General features: G+C 30.5%; 23 protein-coding genes and 1 pseudogene. 19 read left to right on the top strand and 5 right to left on the bottom strand.

Translation table 11 applies throughout. The features are described from left to right. Positions 1-3 precede the first annotated feature (3 nt). On the bottom strand, positions 4-744 hold the full coding sequence (locus N456_RS01125) for a thioesterase II family protein (protein ID WP_062053004.1): 741 nt from the start codon (positions 742-744) through the stop codon (positions 4-6). 1,006 nt (positions 745-1,750) lie between these two features. Between N456_RS01125 and N456_RS01115 the strand changes: the two genes are divergently transcribed. The 8 genes and pseudogenes from N456_RS01115 to N456_RS01085 all read left to right on the top strand — a co-directional run bounded on the left by N456_RS01115 (position 1,751) and on the right by N456_RS01085 (position 7,914). After that, on the top strand, positions 1,751-2,323 hold the full coding sequence (locus N456_RS01115) for a GNAT family N-acetyltransferase (RefSeq protein ID WP_062053000.1): 573 nt from the start codon (positions 1,751-1,753) through the stop codon (positions 2,321-2,323). Next, positions 2,316-3,422, top strand: coding sequence for a helix-turn-helix domain-containing protein (locus N456_RS01110; protein WP_062052998.1), 1,107 nt, complete (start codon positions 2,316-2,318; stop codon positions 3,420-3,422). Before N456_RS01115 ends, N456_RS01110 begins: the two co-directional genes overlap by 8 nt. A gap of 96 nt (positions 3,423-3,518) precedes the next feature. Then, positions 3,519-3,812 (top strand): annotated as a pseudogene (locus N456_RS25315) (transposase); the annotation flags it as partial. Positions 3,813-4,251: 439 nt separating this feature from the next. Further along, positions 4,252-4,392, top strand: a complete 141-nt coding sequence (locus N456_RS25310; RefSeq protein WP_148639130.1) for an IS3 family transposase — start codon at positions 4,252-4,254, stop codon at positions 4,390-4,392. Between the two features lie 575 nt (positions 4,393-4,967). Continuing rightward, on the top strand, positions 4,968-5,444 hold the full coding sequence (locus N456_RS01100; protein WP_062052988.1) for an Hsp20/alpha crystallin family protein: 477 nt from the start codon (positions 4,968-4,970) through the stop codon (positions 5,442-5,444). A gap of 93 nt (positions 5,445-5,537) precedes the next feature. Then, complete coding sequence (locus N456_RS01095) at positions 5,538-5,768, top strand: hypothetical protein (protein ID WP_062052986.1); 231 nt, start codon at positions 5,538-5,540, stop codon at positions 5,766-5,768. Positions 5,769-5,803: 35 nt separating this feature from the next. Beyond that, positions 5,804-6,292 carry a hypothetical protein gene (locus N456_RS01090; RefSeq protein ID WP_062052984.1) on the top strand — a complete coding sequence of 163 codons (489 nt, stop codon included), beginning with the start codon at positions 5,804-5,806 and terminating at the stop codon, positions 6,290-6,292. 380 nt (positions 6,293-6,672) lie between these two features. Next, positions 6,673-7,914: a site-specific integrase gene (locus tag N456_RS01085; protein ID WP_062052983.1), complete on the top strand. Its 1,242-nt coding sequence runs from the start codon at positions 6,673-6,675 to the stop codon at positions 7,912-7,914. Positions 7,915-7,955: 41 nt separating this feature from the next. Here the strand turns inward: N456_RS01085 and N456_RS23585 are convergent, their stop codons facing one another. After that, positions 7,956-8,234, bottom strand: coding sequence for a helix-turn-helix domain-containing protein (locus N456_RS23585; RefSeq protein WP_082422390.1), 279 nt, complete (start codon positions 8,232-8,234; stop codon positions 7,956-7,958). Further along, positions 8,209-8,511, bottom strand: coding sequence for a helix-turn-helix domain-containing protein (locus N456_RS01080; protein WP_062052980.1), 303 nt, complete (start codon positions 8,509-8,511; stop codon positions 8,209-8,211). The genes N456_RS23585 and N456_RS01080 overlap by 26 nt, the downstream gene beginning before the upstream one ends. 762 nt (positions 8,512-9,273) lie before the next feature. Here N456_RS01080 and N456_RS01070 point away from each other — a divergent pair. From N456_RS01070 to N456_RS01020, 11 genes are all read left to right on the top strand, one after another. Next, positions 9,274-9,492: a hypothetical protein gene (locus N456_RS01070; protein ID WP_062052976.1), complete on the top strand. Its 219-nt coding sequence runs from the start codon at positions 9,274-9,276 to the stop codon at positions 9,490-9,492. A gap of 2 nt (positions 9,493-9,494) precedes the next feature. Further along, entirely contained in the window at positions 9,495-9,824 is a 330-nt protein-coding gene (locus N456_RS01065) for a molybdenum ABC transporter ATP-binding protein (protein WP_205410239.1), read from the top strand. Positions 9,825-9,836: 12 nt separating this feature from the next. After that, positions 9,837-10,316, top strand: coding sequence for a hypothetical protein (locus N456_RS24815; protein ID WP_062052972.1), 480 nt, complete (start codon positions 9,837-9,839; stop codon positions 10,314-10,316). Continuing rightward, positions 10,303-10,713 carry a DUF6908 domain-containing protein gene (locus N456_RS01055; protein WP_062052970.1) on the top strand — a complete coding sequence of 137 codons (411 nt, stop codon included), beginning with the start codon at positions 10,303-10,305 and terminating at the stop codon, positions 10,711-10,713. Before N456_RS24815 ends, N456_RS01055 begins: the two co-directional genes overlap by 14 nt. Before the next feature lie 4 nt (positions 10,714-10,717). Beyond that, a complete protein-coding gene (locus N456_RS01050) occupies positions 10,718-11,053 on the top strand; it encodes a hypothetical protein (RefSeq protein ID WP_062052968.1) in 336 nt (111 codons plus the stop codon). Positions 11,054-11,297: 244 nt separating this feature from the next. Further along, a complete protein-coding gene (locus N456_RS01045; RefSeq protein ID WP_062053035.1) occupies positions 11,298-11,813 on the top strand; it encodes a PRTRC system protein E in 516 nt (171 codons plus the stop codon). Between the two features lie 25 nt (positions 11,814-11,838). Beyond that, entirely contained in the window at positions 11,839-12,057 is a 219-nt protein-coding gene (locus tag N456_RS01040; RefSeq protein WP_062052966.1) for a PRTRC system protein C, read from the top strand. Between the two features lie 150 nt (positions 12,058-12,207). Beyond that, positions 12,208-13,365 (top strand): hypothetical protein, encoded by a 1,158-nt coding sequence (locus tag N456_RS01035; protein ID WP_062052964.1) that lies wholly within the window; start codon positions 12,208-12,210, stop codon positions 13,363-13,365. A 12-nt stretch (positions 13,366-13,377) separates the two neighbouring features. Continuing rightward, the gene (locus N456_RS01030; protein ID WP_062052963.1) at positions 13,378-14,106 is read left to right on the top strand and encodes a PRTRC system protein B; all 729 of its coding nucleotides are present in this window, start codon (positions 13,378-13,380) and stop codon (positions 14,104-14,106) included. Continuing rightward, complete coding sequence (locus N456_RS01025) at positions 14,106-14,894, top strand: PRTRC system ThiF family protein (protein WP_062052961.1); 789 nt, start codon at positions 14,106-14,108, stop codon at positions 14,892-14,894. The genes N456_RS01030 and N456_RS01025 overlap by 1 nt, the downstream gene beginning before the upstream one ends. Positions 14,895-14,897: 3 nt before the next feature. Then, complete coding sequence (locus N456_RS01020) at positions 14,898-15,098, top strand: hypothetical protein (protein ID WP_062052959.1); 201 nt, start codon at positions 14,898-14,900, stop codon at positions 15,096-15,098. A gap of 101 nt (positions 15,099-15,199) precedes the next feature. On the opposite strand, the gene N456_RS01015 is transcribed toward N456_RS01020, so the two are convergent. Together N456_RS01015 and N456_RS01010 are read right to left on the bottom strand one after the other, a co-directional pair. Next, a complete protein-coding gene (locus N456_RS01015) occupies positions 15,200-16,243 on the bottom strand; it encodes a PDDEXK nuclease domain-containing protein (protein ID WP_062052957.1) in 1,044 nt (347 codons plus the stop codon). Between the two features lie 39 nt (positions 16,244-16,282). Further along, entirely contained in the window at positions 16,283-16,705 is a 423-nt protein-coding gene (locus N456_RS01010; RefSeq protein ID WP_062052955.1) for a TraQ conjugal transfer family protein, read from the bottom strand. Positions 16,706-16,712 lie beyond the last annotated feature (7 nt).

Here is a 16,712-nt window from a genome sequence, read left to right as displayed (position 1 = left end):
ATATCATTTTGTATTTAATTTACCTTCAAATGCAAAGCAAATTTTTTGAGCAATAGTTTTAGGATGTTTAAGTATAAAGAAATGATCTCCTTTCAGTAATTCAAATGAACAAGAATAAGATGTTTCGTTGCTCCAAGCTTTCATACTGCTTAAGGGTGTTTTATCTTCTTCTTCTCCTATTTCTTCATTTCCCATGCAGATATGTATCGGAATCAAAAAAGGTTTTTTCATTTGGCAAAACTCATAATCTTCAACTGCTTTAAAATCAGATTTCATTATCGGAAAATATAAATCCAAAAGGTCTTCATGGTCTAAAATATCATTAGGAAAACCTCCCATTTCAATTACTTCTTTCCAAAATAGCTCCTTAGGTAAGGTTGACTTTTTATTTTTAAACCTATCAAACCCTGGGGCTCCTCGTCCTGTAAAAAATAAATGTTTCGGTAGTTTTAATTTCTCCTGAATGATTCTTTTTGTTAGTTCATAACCTAACAATGTTCCCATGCTATGACCATAGATTATATAATCACTTTTTTGAATATGAGGTATTATTTTATCCAAAAGGTCATCGACCATATCATCAATTTTTACCAATAGATTCTCTTTAAAACGGTTCCCTCTACCTGGGAGTTCTAAGGTAATCCAATCTATATTTTTTGGCACATGTTTTTCAATACTACTAAAACTATATCTATTACCTCCTGCAAATGGAAAAGCTATTATTTTATGATTTGTTATCATCATTATTTTAATCTAAATTGTTAAAAACTGAAAACATTTTAACCTTATTGAAATATAATTGAATCTTTAAATGAGTCTAACTTTATAATTTCCATTATTTCATTAGTAATTGAAGTATTCATAGATCTATAGCATTTGTATTCATTATCTAATCTAAGTTCTTTTAGAAAGAAATTTTTGTCATTAACAACTGTCTTATTGTGTAAAATTTTAAGGGATTTTAATCGAATAAAAAAAACTTTTTTGATCTTGAAGTCAGCTTTTTTTAGTACTCCATAATCATAAAAAAAATCGATCTTAAAAGAAAATTTAGTGTTATTAATTCTCATCATTATCTGATGTTTATGATTTAAAATTTTCTGCTTGAATATCATTTTGTAAACCTTAACTAAAATGCTTCTAAAAATTCTTTATGATAACCTATTGATATATGATTAGTATCATTTTTAAAAATTAACAATTTTAAAACTTGAGTTTTATACAAAATAACTCAAACTTGGATTTTTCATCTACTAATTACATAAGAGATATATTTACTACTCTCAAAAAATATATTTTAACATTTCTTATAAGACTTCATCTGTGTATTTAAAATAATTAGTTACTAATTTGGTACACTATTGTTTCTGTCTTAAAAAAATAAAAAAGTCCTATTTTTTTTGAAGATAACTAACCTATATCAAAACGGTTTTACCATTTATAGATTGTGGAAAATTACTTCTAATTATAATACAAAACCTTAAAAAGTAATCTGTTTTCAAGAATTACGAGTCGTAATTCACGGAAATACTTGTGCTATCAAAAATATTAAAATACTGATTTTCAATTAACTAAAAAATACTATGCAATTACAAAGCTCACAAATGAAATTTGTGCTATTTTTAATGTTTTTGTTCTTCTAGAAATAAAAAAACAATAGAAGAATTAAAAAATGAAGAATTAAACGTTTTATTAATTAAAAAATTAATGTCTTGAAATATTTAAATAATATTTCAAAAAAATAGTATAAATGAGAGAAGCTACATCAAATGATAAAAAAAGAATAATAGATATTATTTCTACTTCTTTTGATAAAAATAAATCCATTAATTATGTTGTAAAACAAGATAAAAAAAGAGGTCAGAGAATCAGATCGCTTATCGAATATTCTTTTTTTTACGGAATGGAATTTGGTAAAGTATTTATCTCTAATGATGATAAAGCTACTTGTATAATTATACATTCTAATAAAAAAAGAGGTACCCTAAAATCTATTTTATGGGATCTTAAGCTAGTCATAAAGTGTATTGGTATCAAAAGAGTACCAGCTGTAATGAAACGTGAAAATTTGGTGAAAAAAAATCATCCTAAAGAAGATTTTATTCACTTATGGTATATCGGAGTAGATCCTAAATATCAAAATCAAGGAATTGGGAGTGATCTCTTAAAAGAGGTTCTTAAAGAATATAGCTCTAAACCATACTATCTAGAGACTTCGACATTATCAAATTTGCCTTTTTATAAAAAATTCGGGTTTAACGTTATTAATAAAATAGATTTGGGTTACCAACTATTTATTATGAAAAAAGAATCATATGTTTAACACAGAAATGCATGTTAGCACTTTTGTAATTCTTGTGCTTCAATCATTAGTTCTTTTCTCTCAATTATTATTTTTCTTGTCTCGTCCAAATGATAACTCAAGATTAAGGTTCCTAATTCTAACTATTACTTATATTTTATATAATCTTTTTTCTGGTATTTTTCCCGATAATAGATTTTCATTAAGTATATATTATCAAAATATAGTTGCTTATTTAGTTGGTATAATTGTCGCAGTATATTTTATTTATTATATCTACAAAGAATTCAATATTTATCCCTTTAAACATTTTAGGGTCAGAACCCTTTTTTTAGTTTTAATTGTCTCTTTTATCTCTTTTTTTATAGTCCCTTATTATTTTACAGAAAACTTATCTCTTTCGAGAAAACTCTTTATAATTACCCCACTTTTCGTTTCATTTGCTTTCTTCTATCAAGTTGGTAAAGAATTAATCGAGATATATAAAACCTCATCTTATCAAAATGATAAAAATCGTTATTATAAGACACGAATTTTAGCTGGTTACCTTGGTTTGTTTTCTCTATCTCTTATGCCAGTAATTGTTGCAATTGGAGACTATCAAAGCATTGAACAACCTATTGTAAATTCTGGATATATGATAATGACTGTAACCTACATAATTGATTTGGTTTATAAATCAAGAATAGAAAGCAAAGTTTTATTCAACTTAAATCAAAAATTAACCGATACTAAAAATAATAAAAATTTCAAAATCCCAGAAGAGGTTACTCAAAAAATATTAGATGATTTAAAAAAATTTGAAGCAAAAGAGTTATTCTTAAAAAACGACATAAATATTAGAAGTCTCTCCAAAAAAATAAATACAAATACCAAATATTTATCTAAAACAATAAATGATTATAAAAATCGAAATTTTAATGGTTATATCAACAAATTAAGGATTGATTATACTATTAAAATACTTAACGAAAATCCTAAACTTAGAAATTATACTATAGTACATCTATCACAAGAAGTTGGTTTCAATAATGCAGAAGCTTTTTCTCGAGCTTTTCATAATGTTACCGGAAAAAAACCTTCGGTTTATATTAAAGAATTACTAGCTGAAAAAGCTTAATCTTTCTCTGGAGTTAGTACCTTTGATTGGATGTTTTTAAAACAACCTTAAGCATAAGAATTATACACTTATACTTATGAAAAAAAAGGGTATAGCAAAGAGTTTAAATTTCAAGCAATTTCATTAGCTGTTGATCGAGGAAGCATTTCTGAAGTTGCTAAAGAATTAGATATTCGTCTAGATTTATTGAGCAGATGGAAACGTGAATATGAAGTTAAAAAGTCAGAAGCTTTTCAAGGTTCTGGTCATTTACAAAAGCAAAAAAACAGAAAACTCACAGAAATTCTAGCATTAAAAAGGGAAGTTAAAGCACTTAAATTAGAGCGAGATATATTAAAAAAGGTGGTAAGGATCTTCTCCAAGAGCAACGGGTTAGATATGGATTTATAAAAAATCATACGGATTTATTTCTTGTTGAGCAGATGTGTAAAGTAATGAAGGTAAGTTCTTCTGGGTATTATTATTGGCTTAAAGACCCAGAAGGAAAAAGAGGGTTGAGAAATAAAAAGTTACTTTTTCATATTAAAACAGCGCTTTCTTGTATCTAGAAAATCTCAAGTATGGGTAAGTGACATTACTTATATCAAAACAGATCTAAGGATAGGTTTATTTAACTATCATATTAGATGATTTATTTGATCGTAAAATCATTGGGTGGTTTATTAGCGAGTGTATGAATACTAGCCATACTTATGATACCTGCCTAGAATATGGCTTGTAACAACAGAAAGATTGAATTACCTCTTATTTTTCATTCAGATAGAGTGTTCAATATGCTTCTGATAGGTTTAGAAAAAAATTAAAAGCACATAAACTAGTAAAACAAAGTATGAGTAGAAAAGGGAATTGCTGGGATAATGCAGTAGTAGAATCGTTCTTTAAAACATTAAAAACAGAACTTGTTTACCATCATAGTTTCAAAACAATACAAGAAGCTAAAACAGCTGTATTTGATTACATAGAGGCCTGATATAATAGAAAAAGATTACATTCTTCTTTGGGGTACAAAACTTCTATAGAAGCCGAAATAGAATTTTATAAACTTAAAAATGTAGCATAGGCCTTAGAAAAACTGTCCGAATTTCTCTTGCAAGTCCAACCGTAATTGGGCTTATTTTCTAGAGCAGTTTTCATTGTTGTTTATATTCTTGTTCGGGTTGCACATAACAGTTTTGTATATGATACGTTGCGTGGTTTAGCACGTAATTTAGCAAATAAAAACCGAATAGAAAATCCTCGCGGATTTTCGTAAGTAGGCTTTCACTAGTAATGGATTATATACGTTGTTGTCTGTAGTGCTATTCCTTTTCACATTATTTCACAAAAGTAAATTCAAAATACTATGTTAAATTTAAAATGAAAATATGTCATTTATTTAGTATATAATATGTCAATTAATCATAATTATGACAAAATTTCATTTAATAATGTAATGAAATAGATTAGAATAAACACTTATTCATAATGGCATTTTATTTGCGAGGTATAGAGTGAAGTCTTAACAGATTTCAATTTGAAATAATGTTTAATTAAAATTTTGTAATTATGAGCAATTTAGTTAATGTTCCTAAAAACGGAGGTTTAGCAAACACTAATTCAAACCTAAACTTCCCAAATTGGTCTAGCTGGTTAGATGATATATTTAATAGAGACCTTCCTTCAGTATTTACTTCAAATTTTAATACTGGAATTACTTTGCCAAAAGTTAACATTAAAGAAACAGCAGATGCTTTTATGGTAGAAATGGCAGTTCCTGGTCTAAAAAAATCAGATTTCCATCTTGACCTAGACAATCAAGTATTATCAATTTCGACCGAAACAAAGGAAGAAAATGAACTTCAAGAAGATAATTATACTCGAAGAGAGTTTGGTTATTCTTCATTCAAAAGAACATTTACGCTACCTGAAAGTGTGAATGAAGAAAAGATTAATGCGAACTATAAGGATGGGATTTTAAATATTCTTCTACCTAAAAAAGAAGAGGCAAAACAAAAACCTTCAAGGACGATTAAGATTTCATAATTGAATTATTAATCTTTAAGTAATTTTTGAGGATGAGGCTGGAATTTTAGCCTCATCCTTATAATGATGTTTAACTTTTAATTCAATTGTAATATGGCAAGAAAATTTAAATCTGGTGATTGGGTAAAATTAAAAGGAAAAACTCTTGCACCAAAAATGGAAGTTTTAAAATATGTTCCAAAAAGAGATTCAATTTTTGGTTTGACTGATAATGATAGTTATTTGGAATGTATTTGGTATAAAAATGGTGAGAGAATATCAGAAGTATTCCACCAAAATAGATTAATCAAGATGATTGAAACAGGTGGTTTGTATAAAACATAATTTTTTAGAATGTATAATTTTTTAAATAAAGAACAATGAAAAAGTATATTTTATTATTATCATTAGCTTTATTTAGCTTTAGCTGTAATAGTCAACAAAATAAAGCAAAAAAAGACGAAACAAAAGAAATTGAAAATAGTATTGTTGAAAAACCTAAAGGGACTTGGAAAGTTGATAAAGAGTTTGATGAAAATGGAAATTTAATTAGATATGACAGTATTTATTCTTGGTCTTCTAGTAGTAAATTTGATGATATCGCATCTTTAGATAAAGATAGTTTGATTCAATCTTTTAAATCAAGATTTTTTACTAATTTTTCAAAGTTTGAAAATGAAGGATTTGAAAATATTTTTTCTCAAGATTCACTTTTTAGTAATCATTTCTTCAATGATGACTTTTTTATAAGTCCTTTTGGAAAGGATTTTATGGATATAGATAAAATGCGACAACAAATGATTGCTAGACAGAAAAAGTTTTTGGAAAAATATCAATCTGAATTTATAAAACCAAAAGACGAAAACTAAATAGTTTTCGTCTTTTGGTTGGTTTATGTTTTTCACGCATTACACATAACGGTCTCGGCTATGAGTAGTTGCGTGGTTTAGCACGAAACTTTGCAAGTACGCACCAAACTGAAAATCCTCGCGGAATTTCCGTTAAAAAAGAAAAACAAAGAAAACAAACGTAACACCATGACAAACAACGACTTAAAACAGTTTTCAAAATAAAAAAGCGACATAGCTGGACATTTAAAAGACATCAAAAGACAAAGTTCAGTTACCAAATCGTTACTTTTTATTTTAAGCAGAAACCCTAATAAACCACTGTTTTTCTGTCAATTGCTTCCTTTTTCATAGTTTCAAATAACTCAAATAAATTTAATTTTAATCTTAAATCTTGAGTTATGAAGACAACTAAAAGAGCCACGTTCAAAATCTTGTTTTACCTTAAAAAGAATGCACCAAAAAAAGATGGATCTATTCCCGTTATGGGCAGAATTACTATCAATGGTAAAATCACACAGTTTAGCACTAAAATTAGTATTGATGCTAAAAAATGGGATATAAGCCATAATCGACTGAAAGGAAAATCAAAAGAAGCCAATGAAATCAATCAAAAATTAGATGCTATTCGTGTACGGATAAACGATTGCTATAATCGTATTTTAAACCAAAACGGATATGTATCAGCAATCAAAGTTAAAAATGCTTTTCTAGGCATTACTACTGATGAAAAAATGCTGTTGGTAGTATTTCAAAAATATCTGGACGATTTTTACACCAAAGTCGGAAAAACAAAAGCAAAAGGTTCTTGGGCGTATTTTAGATTCTCTTTTCAGCATGTAAAAACTTTCCTTAAAGAAAAACACAACTTAAAAGATATTCCGTTTAGAGAATTAGAAGAAGATTTTATTACAGATTTCGAGCATTATTTAATTTTTGACAAAAAATTGCATACAAACACCATAGCCAACTACCTAAAAACCCTAAAACGTGTGGTAATGATTGCTGTTGACAAAGGGTGGATAGTAGTCAGTCCGTTTGCCCGTCACAGAGTAAAAAAGGTTAAAACCAATAGAGCTTTCTTGACTAAAGAAGAATTAAAACAATTTGGTTCTGTTACCGTTAGAACTAAAAACGAAGAGTTAGTACGCGATTTATTCGTTTTCTGTTGCTTTACAGGATTGTCCTATGTGGATTTAAAAAATTTAACTTTTGATGAAATTCAGCGTTTTTGGGATAAAAGTTTATGGATTATCAAAAAACGTCAAAAATCAAAAGTAAAATTTAGTGTTCGTTTGTTAGATACACCCTTACAAATTATGAAAAAATATAAAGGTTTGGGGAATGATAATTTAGTGTTCAACGTACCAAGTCATAGCAGTTGTATTACACATTTAAAGACAATTTCAGAACTTGCAGGAATTACAAAACACGTAACATTTCACGTATCAAGACACACCTGCGCCACCTTGTTTTTATCAAATAATGTTCCAATTGAAAGTGTAAGTAAAATGCTTGGTCATACCAATATTCGAACCACACAAATCTACGCCAGAATTACCAACAAAAAGATTAGTGAAGATATGGAACGATTGGCGGTTCAGCTTCAAAATGTAGAAAGTCAACTAGCGGTTAATTTTTAAAAAGTAATGCGGATATTTTTTAGTATCCGCATTTGTTTTTTTTATTGATAATTAGCTTCTAATAAGTTGATTATATCCGATTCTTTGTATAAAATTTTACCTTGAATTTGAATATACGGAAGCAATTTATCATCTCGATAATATTGCAATGTGCGTGAAGATATATGCAAAAGTTCGCACACTTCTTCGCCTATCAAATAGTGTTCGTCATTTAATAACGGACGATAATTTTTTTGTACTTTTTTTAGTTCTTCGGAAATGATTTTAGCCGTGTTAAAAAAGGAAATAATTTCTTCAGAAGTTGTTGTGAGTAGTTCCATTTTCAGCAGTTGTTTTTAGTAACTTCTTTACTTCGGATGCTTTAAAATAATTTTTACGATTGATTTTTGAATAGCCTAAAACTCCCTTGTTTTTATAATTTTGAAGGGTTCGTTTATCAATTCTCAATAGTAAACATACATCTTGATTATCCAACCATTCTTTATGCAATAACAATCGTTTATAAGGTTCTGTTATTTGCTGGGTTTGCGCTTGTAATTCTTGCAAAATAGTCATCATTTTTTCAAATGTTTTTCGCTCTATTGTTACTACATCCATTGGTAAAAGTCGTTTATTTTTCGTCTAAAATAATGGTGTAATTGGCATCATTTTTTATTGGTTTTTTTCTGACTACAAATTGCGTTCAATGGCTTTTTATGGCTGTTTGTTTTATTATTTTTTCAGCATATTTTCTTGAATTTCTGTTTCAACAGTGTAACATATCAGAACAAAATTCAAGAAAAAAAGCCTCTGAAAATCCTTTTAAAAAGAACATTCTTAAACCGTTGCACTCTTTTAAGAATACTCTTTTCTTTTTCGAACGTATTCTCATTTTTTCATTCTATTCTTCTTCAATTTTTAAAAACGGAACGCCAAATACCTCCGTTTTCTTCACAGCCCTATCACCAAAGTTTTCTTTTAAACTTTGGCAATACGTCTTAAAAACGAAAGCATTTGTCGAAATTTTAAGGGGTTTATAATAAAGGAAGCCTTGGTTATTTTTCGGGACAGCGAAAAATAGGCAGGAAATAAGAAGTTCTAATTTGAACCTATTTCCGTGCATCGCTTAACTCTCGGTACACGATACCCAAAAATAGTTTCAAAAGAACTACTAATTCCCTTATGGAACTTGTCAAGACTATACAAAGTTTTAGACAAAAATAAGGTTTCTACTTCCTTGAAAATCCTAGGATTTTACTACGTCGCAGACACTCCTGATTTTTCTCTAAAAGTCTTGACAAAACCCACTTCCTTTATTGTGCTACGCACGAAAGAAGCAAACAAACACCCCCTTAAAATTTAATTATTAAAATAAAGATTATGGTTTCAAGACAAACAATTAAAGACTACGGTTTTAACTCGATTGAGCAGTATTTCGAGCATATCTTAAAATCACTCATTAACAGACAACGAAAACAAGCTATTGAACTAGCCAAAAAACTATCAACTGCACAAAAAGTGGATGCTGTTGAATACTTGGAAAGCTATGTTACCAACTATGCTAACGAATGTAAAAACATCATTTTAAATACGATATAGTTATGAAAACAATCGCATACAAATTTGTTAAATGGGAAGTTTCGCCACTTGGAACACTAAAAAACGCTAAAGCATATATACTCAAAAAAAAAGTAATAAACAGCTTACCTCTTTCAAAAGAGGAAAAAGATTGGTTGGTAAGACAACTTATCAGTAACATCTATTTCAATAAGGCTATTCCGCTTATGGGTTATGCTTTTGATTTTAGCATTATTCTAAAAACTTATTTGGTAAAACAACATGATAGTTGGCACGAATACTATGCTCCAAATAAAACAAGTTTACGCAATAATTTATATGGGCGTATTCAAAAAATAGTAGAGATAACTTAAAAAAACAATACAATGAAAAAATTTAGATTTTATCAAGACCAAAAGGTCATCAAATGGGAACGCTTGTTTTTTGAAATCACAGCAGAAAACATCGAACAAGCAACAGCAAAAGTTAAAGAATTATCCAATGAAGATATTGCCAACTTCAATGAAAAAGCTATTAAAATAGAACGTATTGAAAGTCTTACCGATACAGGAAAAATAATGGATTTAGGACTAAATGACGGAAATCCAACTCTGCAAATTTTCAATGATAATGGTCAATTAATTGCCGACAATGAAAACGCAGAACCGCAAGGTGCTTACGAAGTTGCATCGATTAGTGTAGAAGATTTAGAGCAATTAGGGTTCGACACCACAAACATTAAAAATACTACGTTACAGCAAATTGCTCGAAAAATGGTATTGTCCGATGTTTATTGGATAAACCTTGAGCATACTGCCAAAAAAAGTGGGTTAAAATTTAAACTTAATAGTAATGAAAATAATTAATAGAACAGCAACAAAAACTTTTTTAAAGCTCGTAGCTTTAGCTAAAGCAAATAAAGGTTATACAAAAATCGACAATAACGCAGGGTTATATATGCCTTTGTCAGTTGAAAAAATTGACGAAATAGAGGGATATGAATTGTACTCACTTGCTCATTATGGTAAACAAATGGGCGACTTAATGGCAGACCCCGAAATGTGTTTTCTACTCGCTCAAAATGAAAACGATGCTATTGTCATTCCTTATAGTTTTCGTAACGATTATTTGGGAATATGTACCACAGATATACTTTTTGAAAATGGAAAAATAAGAGGAGTAAGAAAAAAGGCAATTGCAAAAAATGTAGCCTTTGCAAATACGTGGCTAGAAACAATTAAACAACAGCAAAAAATTAAATAATACAATGGCAAATTTATGCACCAATCTGTTTTTTGCTACCATAAAAGTAGCAGAAACAACCGAAAAACACGAAACAGTTTATCAAACCATTAGCACTTTTTTAGAAGACAATTTACTAATTGACAACATCGACCTTGATGAATGTTTTATTGAAGCCCATTTTCAGAGCAAGTGGTCGTTTCCAAATGTAGAAATGCAACAACTCGCACAACAACTCAAACAAAACTACCCCAATGAATGTAAGGATTTGTATATGCGATGCTTATCCTATGAATTTGGATGCGAATATGCAGATTTTCAAATTTTTGAAAATGGCAAATGGCAATCAAAAATGAACTAACAATGAACACAAATCTATTAAAATACACCATAAAATTAACGACGCTCATCGGTGTTGGCTATGTCTTATCAATGATTATTACCAAAGAAGTGCTAACCCTCATCACGCTGTTAATCGTCTTTTCAATCGCTCGTTGGGTGTTTAGAACTGCGGTGTCGTTACTTTTTCTCATTGTGAAATGGATTTGCATTATCGCAGGAATGAGTCTATTACTATCAAATTTCTAATCTTAAAATCACTAAAAATGAACACAAATTTTTTCAATCAAATTGCACAACTCAATATTGAGGGTAACTTGCAAATCAACATTCAGAAAACAGCAGAACACACACAAATTGTATCGGTGTTACTGCAAAACGAAAATTGTGGCGACACTGCCAAAAACAACATTCCGCCTTTAATTTTAAAAGGTACTGCGGATGATTTAGACAACGGATTTTTCGAGAACATCTCACAACCTTTAGAGCAAACATCGGCGTTAATGCTCAATATGGAAGCCTATTTAAAGGCGCAAGAACTCGCTAAAAAACAATCGGCAATGGAAAAAGAGAAAGCCGAAAAAGAGAAAAAACAAACTGATGCAAAAGAAAAGAAATACCAACAAGCAATGAGCAAAACGGACAAATTAGAAGCAGAGGGCGACTACCGAAAAGCGTGGACAGCTGTACCCGAAGTAAACGATTTTCCGCATCACGAAGAGGAAATTCGTAAACGTAAAAAAGAGTTATCTGCACAATTTGCACCAGACCTTTTTAAGTAATATTTCATCATTTAAAACAAACATTATGTTAGTAGCAACTCAATTAGAGCGAGTATTCTTACTCAAAGACAAAGGACAACACATTACACTTTACGACCCCAATCCGCAATGGTCGCCACAAGCGGTGCTGAACTTTTATGCAAATACCTACCCTATTTTAACGACCGCTAAAGTTTCCACCCCAAAAATTAAAGCCGATACAGTGCAATATAAATTTGAAACCCTAATGGGAACTAAAGGCTAAAATTATGATTGGAAGTAGTTTAACACCAAACAATTTAGAGCGCATTTACAAGGCTATGCGACACATTAAACCGATTGACCGTTCGGATAACTTTAATAAATATTTAAAAGAGTTGGAATGGCGAATGGAAGCAATTAAAACCGTAAATCAATGAATTATGCAACGCAACATCATACAGGGTACAATTCTGTTACCCAACAAACGAGCGCAACAGCAATTTCACCAACGTTTAGGGGAATTTTCAGTCTTTCTGAAACGTCCAAAAGACCAAGCGAAAATTCTAAAAGACAAGCGACAAGCTGTACCGATATCAGCATTGCCAATGGTTTTTTAAGAACTCAATTTTCACCCAAAATGCAAGTGAGTGAGGAAATTACCAAGCAATCGAAAAAAGTTCAGACACAAACGGAAAAAGACTTTTACAAATCCCTCATTCAACTTGCTGATTATTATAAGGTACGCCCAATGAAAACACAACATTTGGAATATCCGTACAATATTCGTCTTGCCTATTGGGACATCAAACGAAAATTAAAAGAAACATTAAACGATAATAACGAAGTTCATATTATTCAAACTGCCGAAAATCAAACCGTTTTAAGTGTTTCGGAAACCTACGATACAGATAGCTATTTGTATTATGTGCCTATCCATTCGTTGTTTAAAATGCTAAATAATAAAGAGTATAAACAAACCAAAATCTTGTTATTTTCCGTATTTTCTTACTTATATCGAAACATCGGAATACCGTTTTATCGTGAAGAAGATGCGTATTTATTTTGGTTATACGATATGACTAAAGATTGGATAATTGAGGGCGAAATGTATGACGGCGACGAAGAACATAAAACACAAACTTTAAAAGAAATTGCACAATGCGAGTACATTGGCGATACTATTTTAAAGAAAATTCAATCGCAAGAAAACCTACATCATTGGCAACAACGTTTACAATCGTTTTGTGTTAAAAATGAATTTGATAATAAGCTATTTTCAATTGCAGAACAGTTTTATCAGTTGTGGCAAGATTATCCAAATGAGTGTGTTTTTAGATATGCAAATCCTCAAAATGAATATAATGATGAATGTTTAACTATGGATAAATACCTATCCTTTACGTGCAGTTTTGAAGGAGTATTACAAGACCAAATCAATGAAATTCTAAACAATGATTTATCGGTGTATTCTGAAATGCAAGAACCAACTTTACACAAGATTTTCAACGGAAAAGAAATCCCAAATCAAAACTTTGATTTTGAGCATCGCTTTTTTAATCTGTTAGATAAACTTATCTGTTTACTGGCTTAAAATTCAATAAAAATGGACACTAATTATAAAAACATCGCCCCTTATTTGGGAACACTTTACGAGCCAATATCCGCATTAGTTATCTACCAAACCAAAGAGGAACACAACAAGCAAATCTATGTAGAGCATTTTGATATGGATGCCAACGGAAATCCGATTAATGCGCATCCGCTAACTGTTCGTGAAGCGGAACAATTGAGCAAATTACTCAACACAAAACAATTACAAGAAAACGCTTGTTTTTTGCCTAACGGAATATTACCGACAAATGTTTTACATATCAATTCCAATGAAAACGGACACGTAATTTGGTTTACCAAACCTCAAAAAAGACAATTGTTTTTTGTGAAAAGTTTAGGTATTTCTAACGGAAAAGCCAATGTACCAACCTTACTTTGGAAAGCGACAAAAACGGAACTTTCAGTTTTTGCATTGAAAGGTACAAAGCGACCAACATTAAAAACGAAATTGTTTTATGCTCCTTTTTTTAACGTATATGAAAGTGGAACTATTTGTATGGGAACGGTGGATATTCAATCCTCAAAAGCACAATCGTTAGAGGAATTTATCTATTTATGGGAAAACTATTTTTTCAATAGTTATTTCAGTCATTTATTGGATAATTATAATCCTATTTCCGACAATTTAGTAAATGTTTGGAACGACCTTATGAATACCGAAAAACCATTTCCGAAAGACGTTTTAAAACCGAATAACAAAACTTTACAAAATATTATCTGATGAAAACGAATGTACATTTTACCGATACTTCGCTTATTGAAGCGACCAATCCTATAACCATAAATTTAATTGGTGCAGGTGGTACAGGCTCACAGGTTTTAACAGCCTTGGCAAGAACAAACCACGCTTTAAACGAACTCAATCACGCAGGTTTTGATGTGTGTTTATGGGATGATGACACCATAACCGAAGCTAATTTAGGCAGACAACTATTTGCCGATTGCGAACTCGGATTGCATAAATCGGTGGCTTTAATTAATCGTATCAACCGATTTTTTGGCACGAATTGGAAAGCGGAAACGACACTATTCAACAAAAAAAGATTAGACAAAGTAAGAGCAACTATTACCATTTCGTGTGTGGATAACGTAGCTACTCGTTTTGAAATTGCTGAAATATTAAACACGCTACATTTAGGAAGTCGTAACCACCATCATCACACACCTAAATATTGGTTAGATTTTGGAAATAGTCAACACACTGGGCAAGTTATTTTAGCAACGGTTGGCGAGTTGCAACAACCTCATTCTGAAAAGTATAATACTATTAGAAAACTACCTTTTGTTACTGAAGAATATGGCGAGTTATTACAACAGTCCGAAGAAACAGACAACACTCCAAGTTGTTCACTTGCCGATGCTTTAACTAAACAAGATTTGTTTATCAACTCAACATTGGCACAAATGGGTTGCTCGTTACTTTGGAATATGCTACGAAATGGTTTGATTGAAAACAAAGGCTTTTTTCTGAATTTAAAAGATTTTCGTTCGCAACCTATAAAACTATAAACTATGAAAACAACAGTAAATGTTTATGATTTAAACAAACAAAAACGTGTAGGTATATTTCCTATTACATCGTTAAAAAAGAAATACGACCAATGGAGAGCCGAAGGCTATTCTGTTTGTGTAGATAGAGATGGTGATGTTTGTATAGACAATGAAGATGATTATGACAATGGTAAATACTACGAGGAACAAATTCTCGATTAAAAAAAGGAAGTGCTTTTTACACCTCCTTTTGCACTTCTTTTCTTTTAAAAATTGCGAAGAAAGAAAAGAAGCAAAAGAACTTCGCTTGGACAGAATGGATTTTATGATTTCAGTTCGTCTTCAATAGCTTTAATACTTGGTAAATTACTTTCTATTTCTTTCGATAAAACTTTTGAAAGTTGATATTCTGATATTCCAATAGGATGCGTAGTCGATTCTAATGTATATTGTGCCACCACATCATCTTTACTTTTACAAATTAGCAATCCGATGGTTTGTGCATCGTTTTCGTGTCGCATTTGATGATTGATTGCCGATACATACAGACCTAATTTGCTCACATATTCGGCTTTAAATTTGCCTGTTTTTAGTTCTACCACCACGAAACAGCGCAATTTTAGATGATAAAATAGTAAATCAGCAAAAAATTCTTCTTCGCCAATTTCTAAACGTACTTGTCTGCCTACATACGCAAAGCCATTTCCTAATTCTAATAGAAATTTGGTAATATTATCAACCAAAGCATCTTCTAACTCTTTTTCTCTGTAATTTTCTGTTAAAGCTAAAAATCCGAAATTGTATGGGTCTTTGGTTATTTCTTGAGCCAAATCTCCTTGTGTATCGGGTAATTGTGTTTTAAAATTACTAATTTCTTTTCCTTGAGCTTCAAATAAATTAGTTGCTAATATATTCATCAAAACCGAACGACTCCAGTTATTTTCAAGTGTTTTTTGCATATAAAACATAGCTTCTGAAATGTTATTTGTTTTGCTAACAATTTCTACTTGATGTCGCCACGGAATTTGAAAAATCAAATTTTCCAAATCGGCACCAGCTTGGTGACGTTTTGTATTTGATTGGTTATAAAACAAATACACTCGCTTCATATATTTTAGGTTTGTCACTGAAAAACCCGATATATTCGGAAATGTATCTTTTAAATCTTTGCTTAATTCCTCAAAAAAACCGCTTCCCCATTTAGCATCGGCTTGTTGTTCTACAATATCTTTGCCTAGTCCCCAATAGGTTCGTATCAATTCAGAATTTACGCTTACAAAAGCTTTTAATTGATGTTCTTTTATACGCTTTTTCAACGTTAAAAACCACGATTGATACTCCTTATCTTTCTTAATTAATTGTCCCATTGTAAAACTATTTATCACGACTAAAATACGTTAAAAAAACTATTCGTTCGCCTGTGTGTCAAATTCAAAACCAACTTTTTCTACCTGTCCAAAACTATCTTCTATATACACATCAAATTGATGATTTTGAGAAGACATTGCTTTATAATACAATCGAAATACTTTATTCTCTAAAGGATATCTATCATTAGGAATTTCAAGAAATATATCCTCTAAAAATAACTGTCCTTTTCCTTCATTTTGAAAGAAACGAATAGTATAATTTGCATCTTGATAATTTCCTTCTACTTCTAACTCACAACGAATTTCTACTGTTCCATTTTCATCAATATCAGCAGGAATAGGTAAATGTGTTACTTTAAAATCATAGTCTTGTTGAATATCTAATTGTTCATCGGTACACGAAGTGAACAACAAGATACACACCCAACAGATAAGACCGATAATTACGTTATTTTTCATATTTTTT

Origin of the sequence: Aquimarina longa SW024 (assembly GCF_001401755.1) — a bacterium.
Lineage (GTDB): Bacteria > Bacteroidota > Bacteroidia > Flavobacteriales > Flavobacteriaceae > Aquimarina > Aquimarina longa.
The sequence above is the reverse complement of the archived record's forward strand: the minus strand, read 5'-3'. Positions and strand labels throughout refer to the sequence as shown.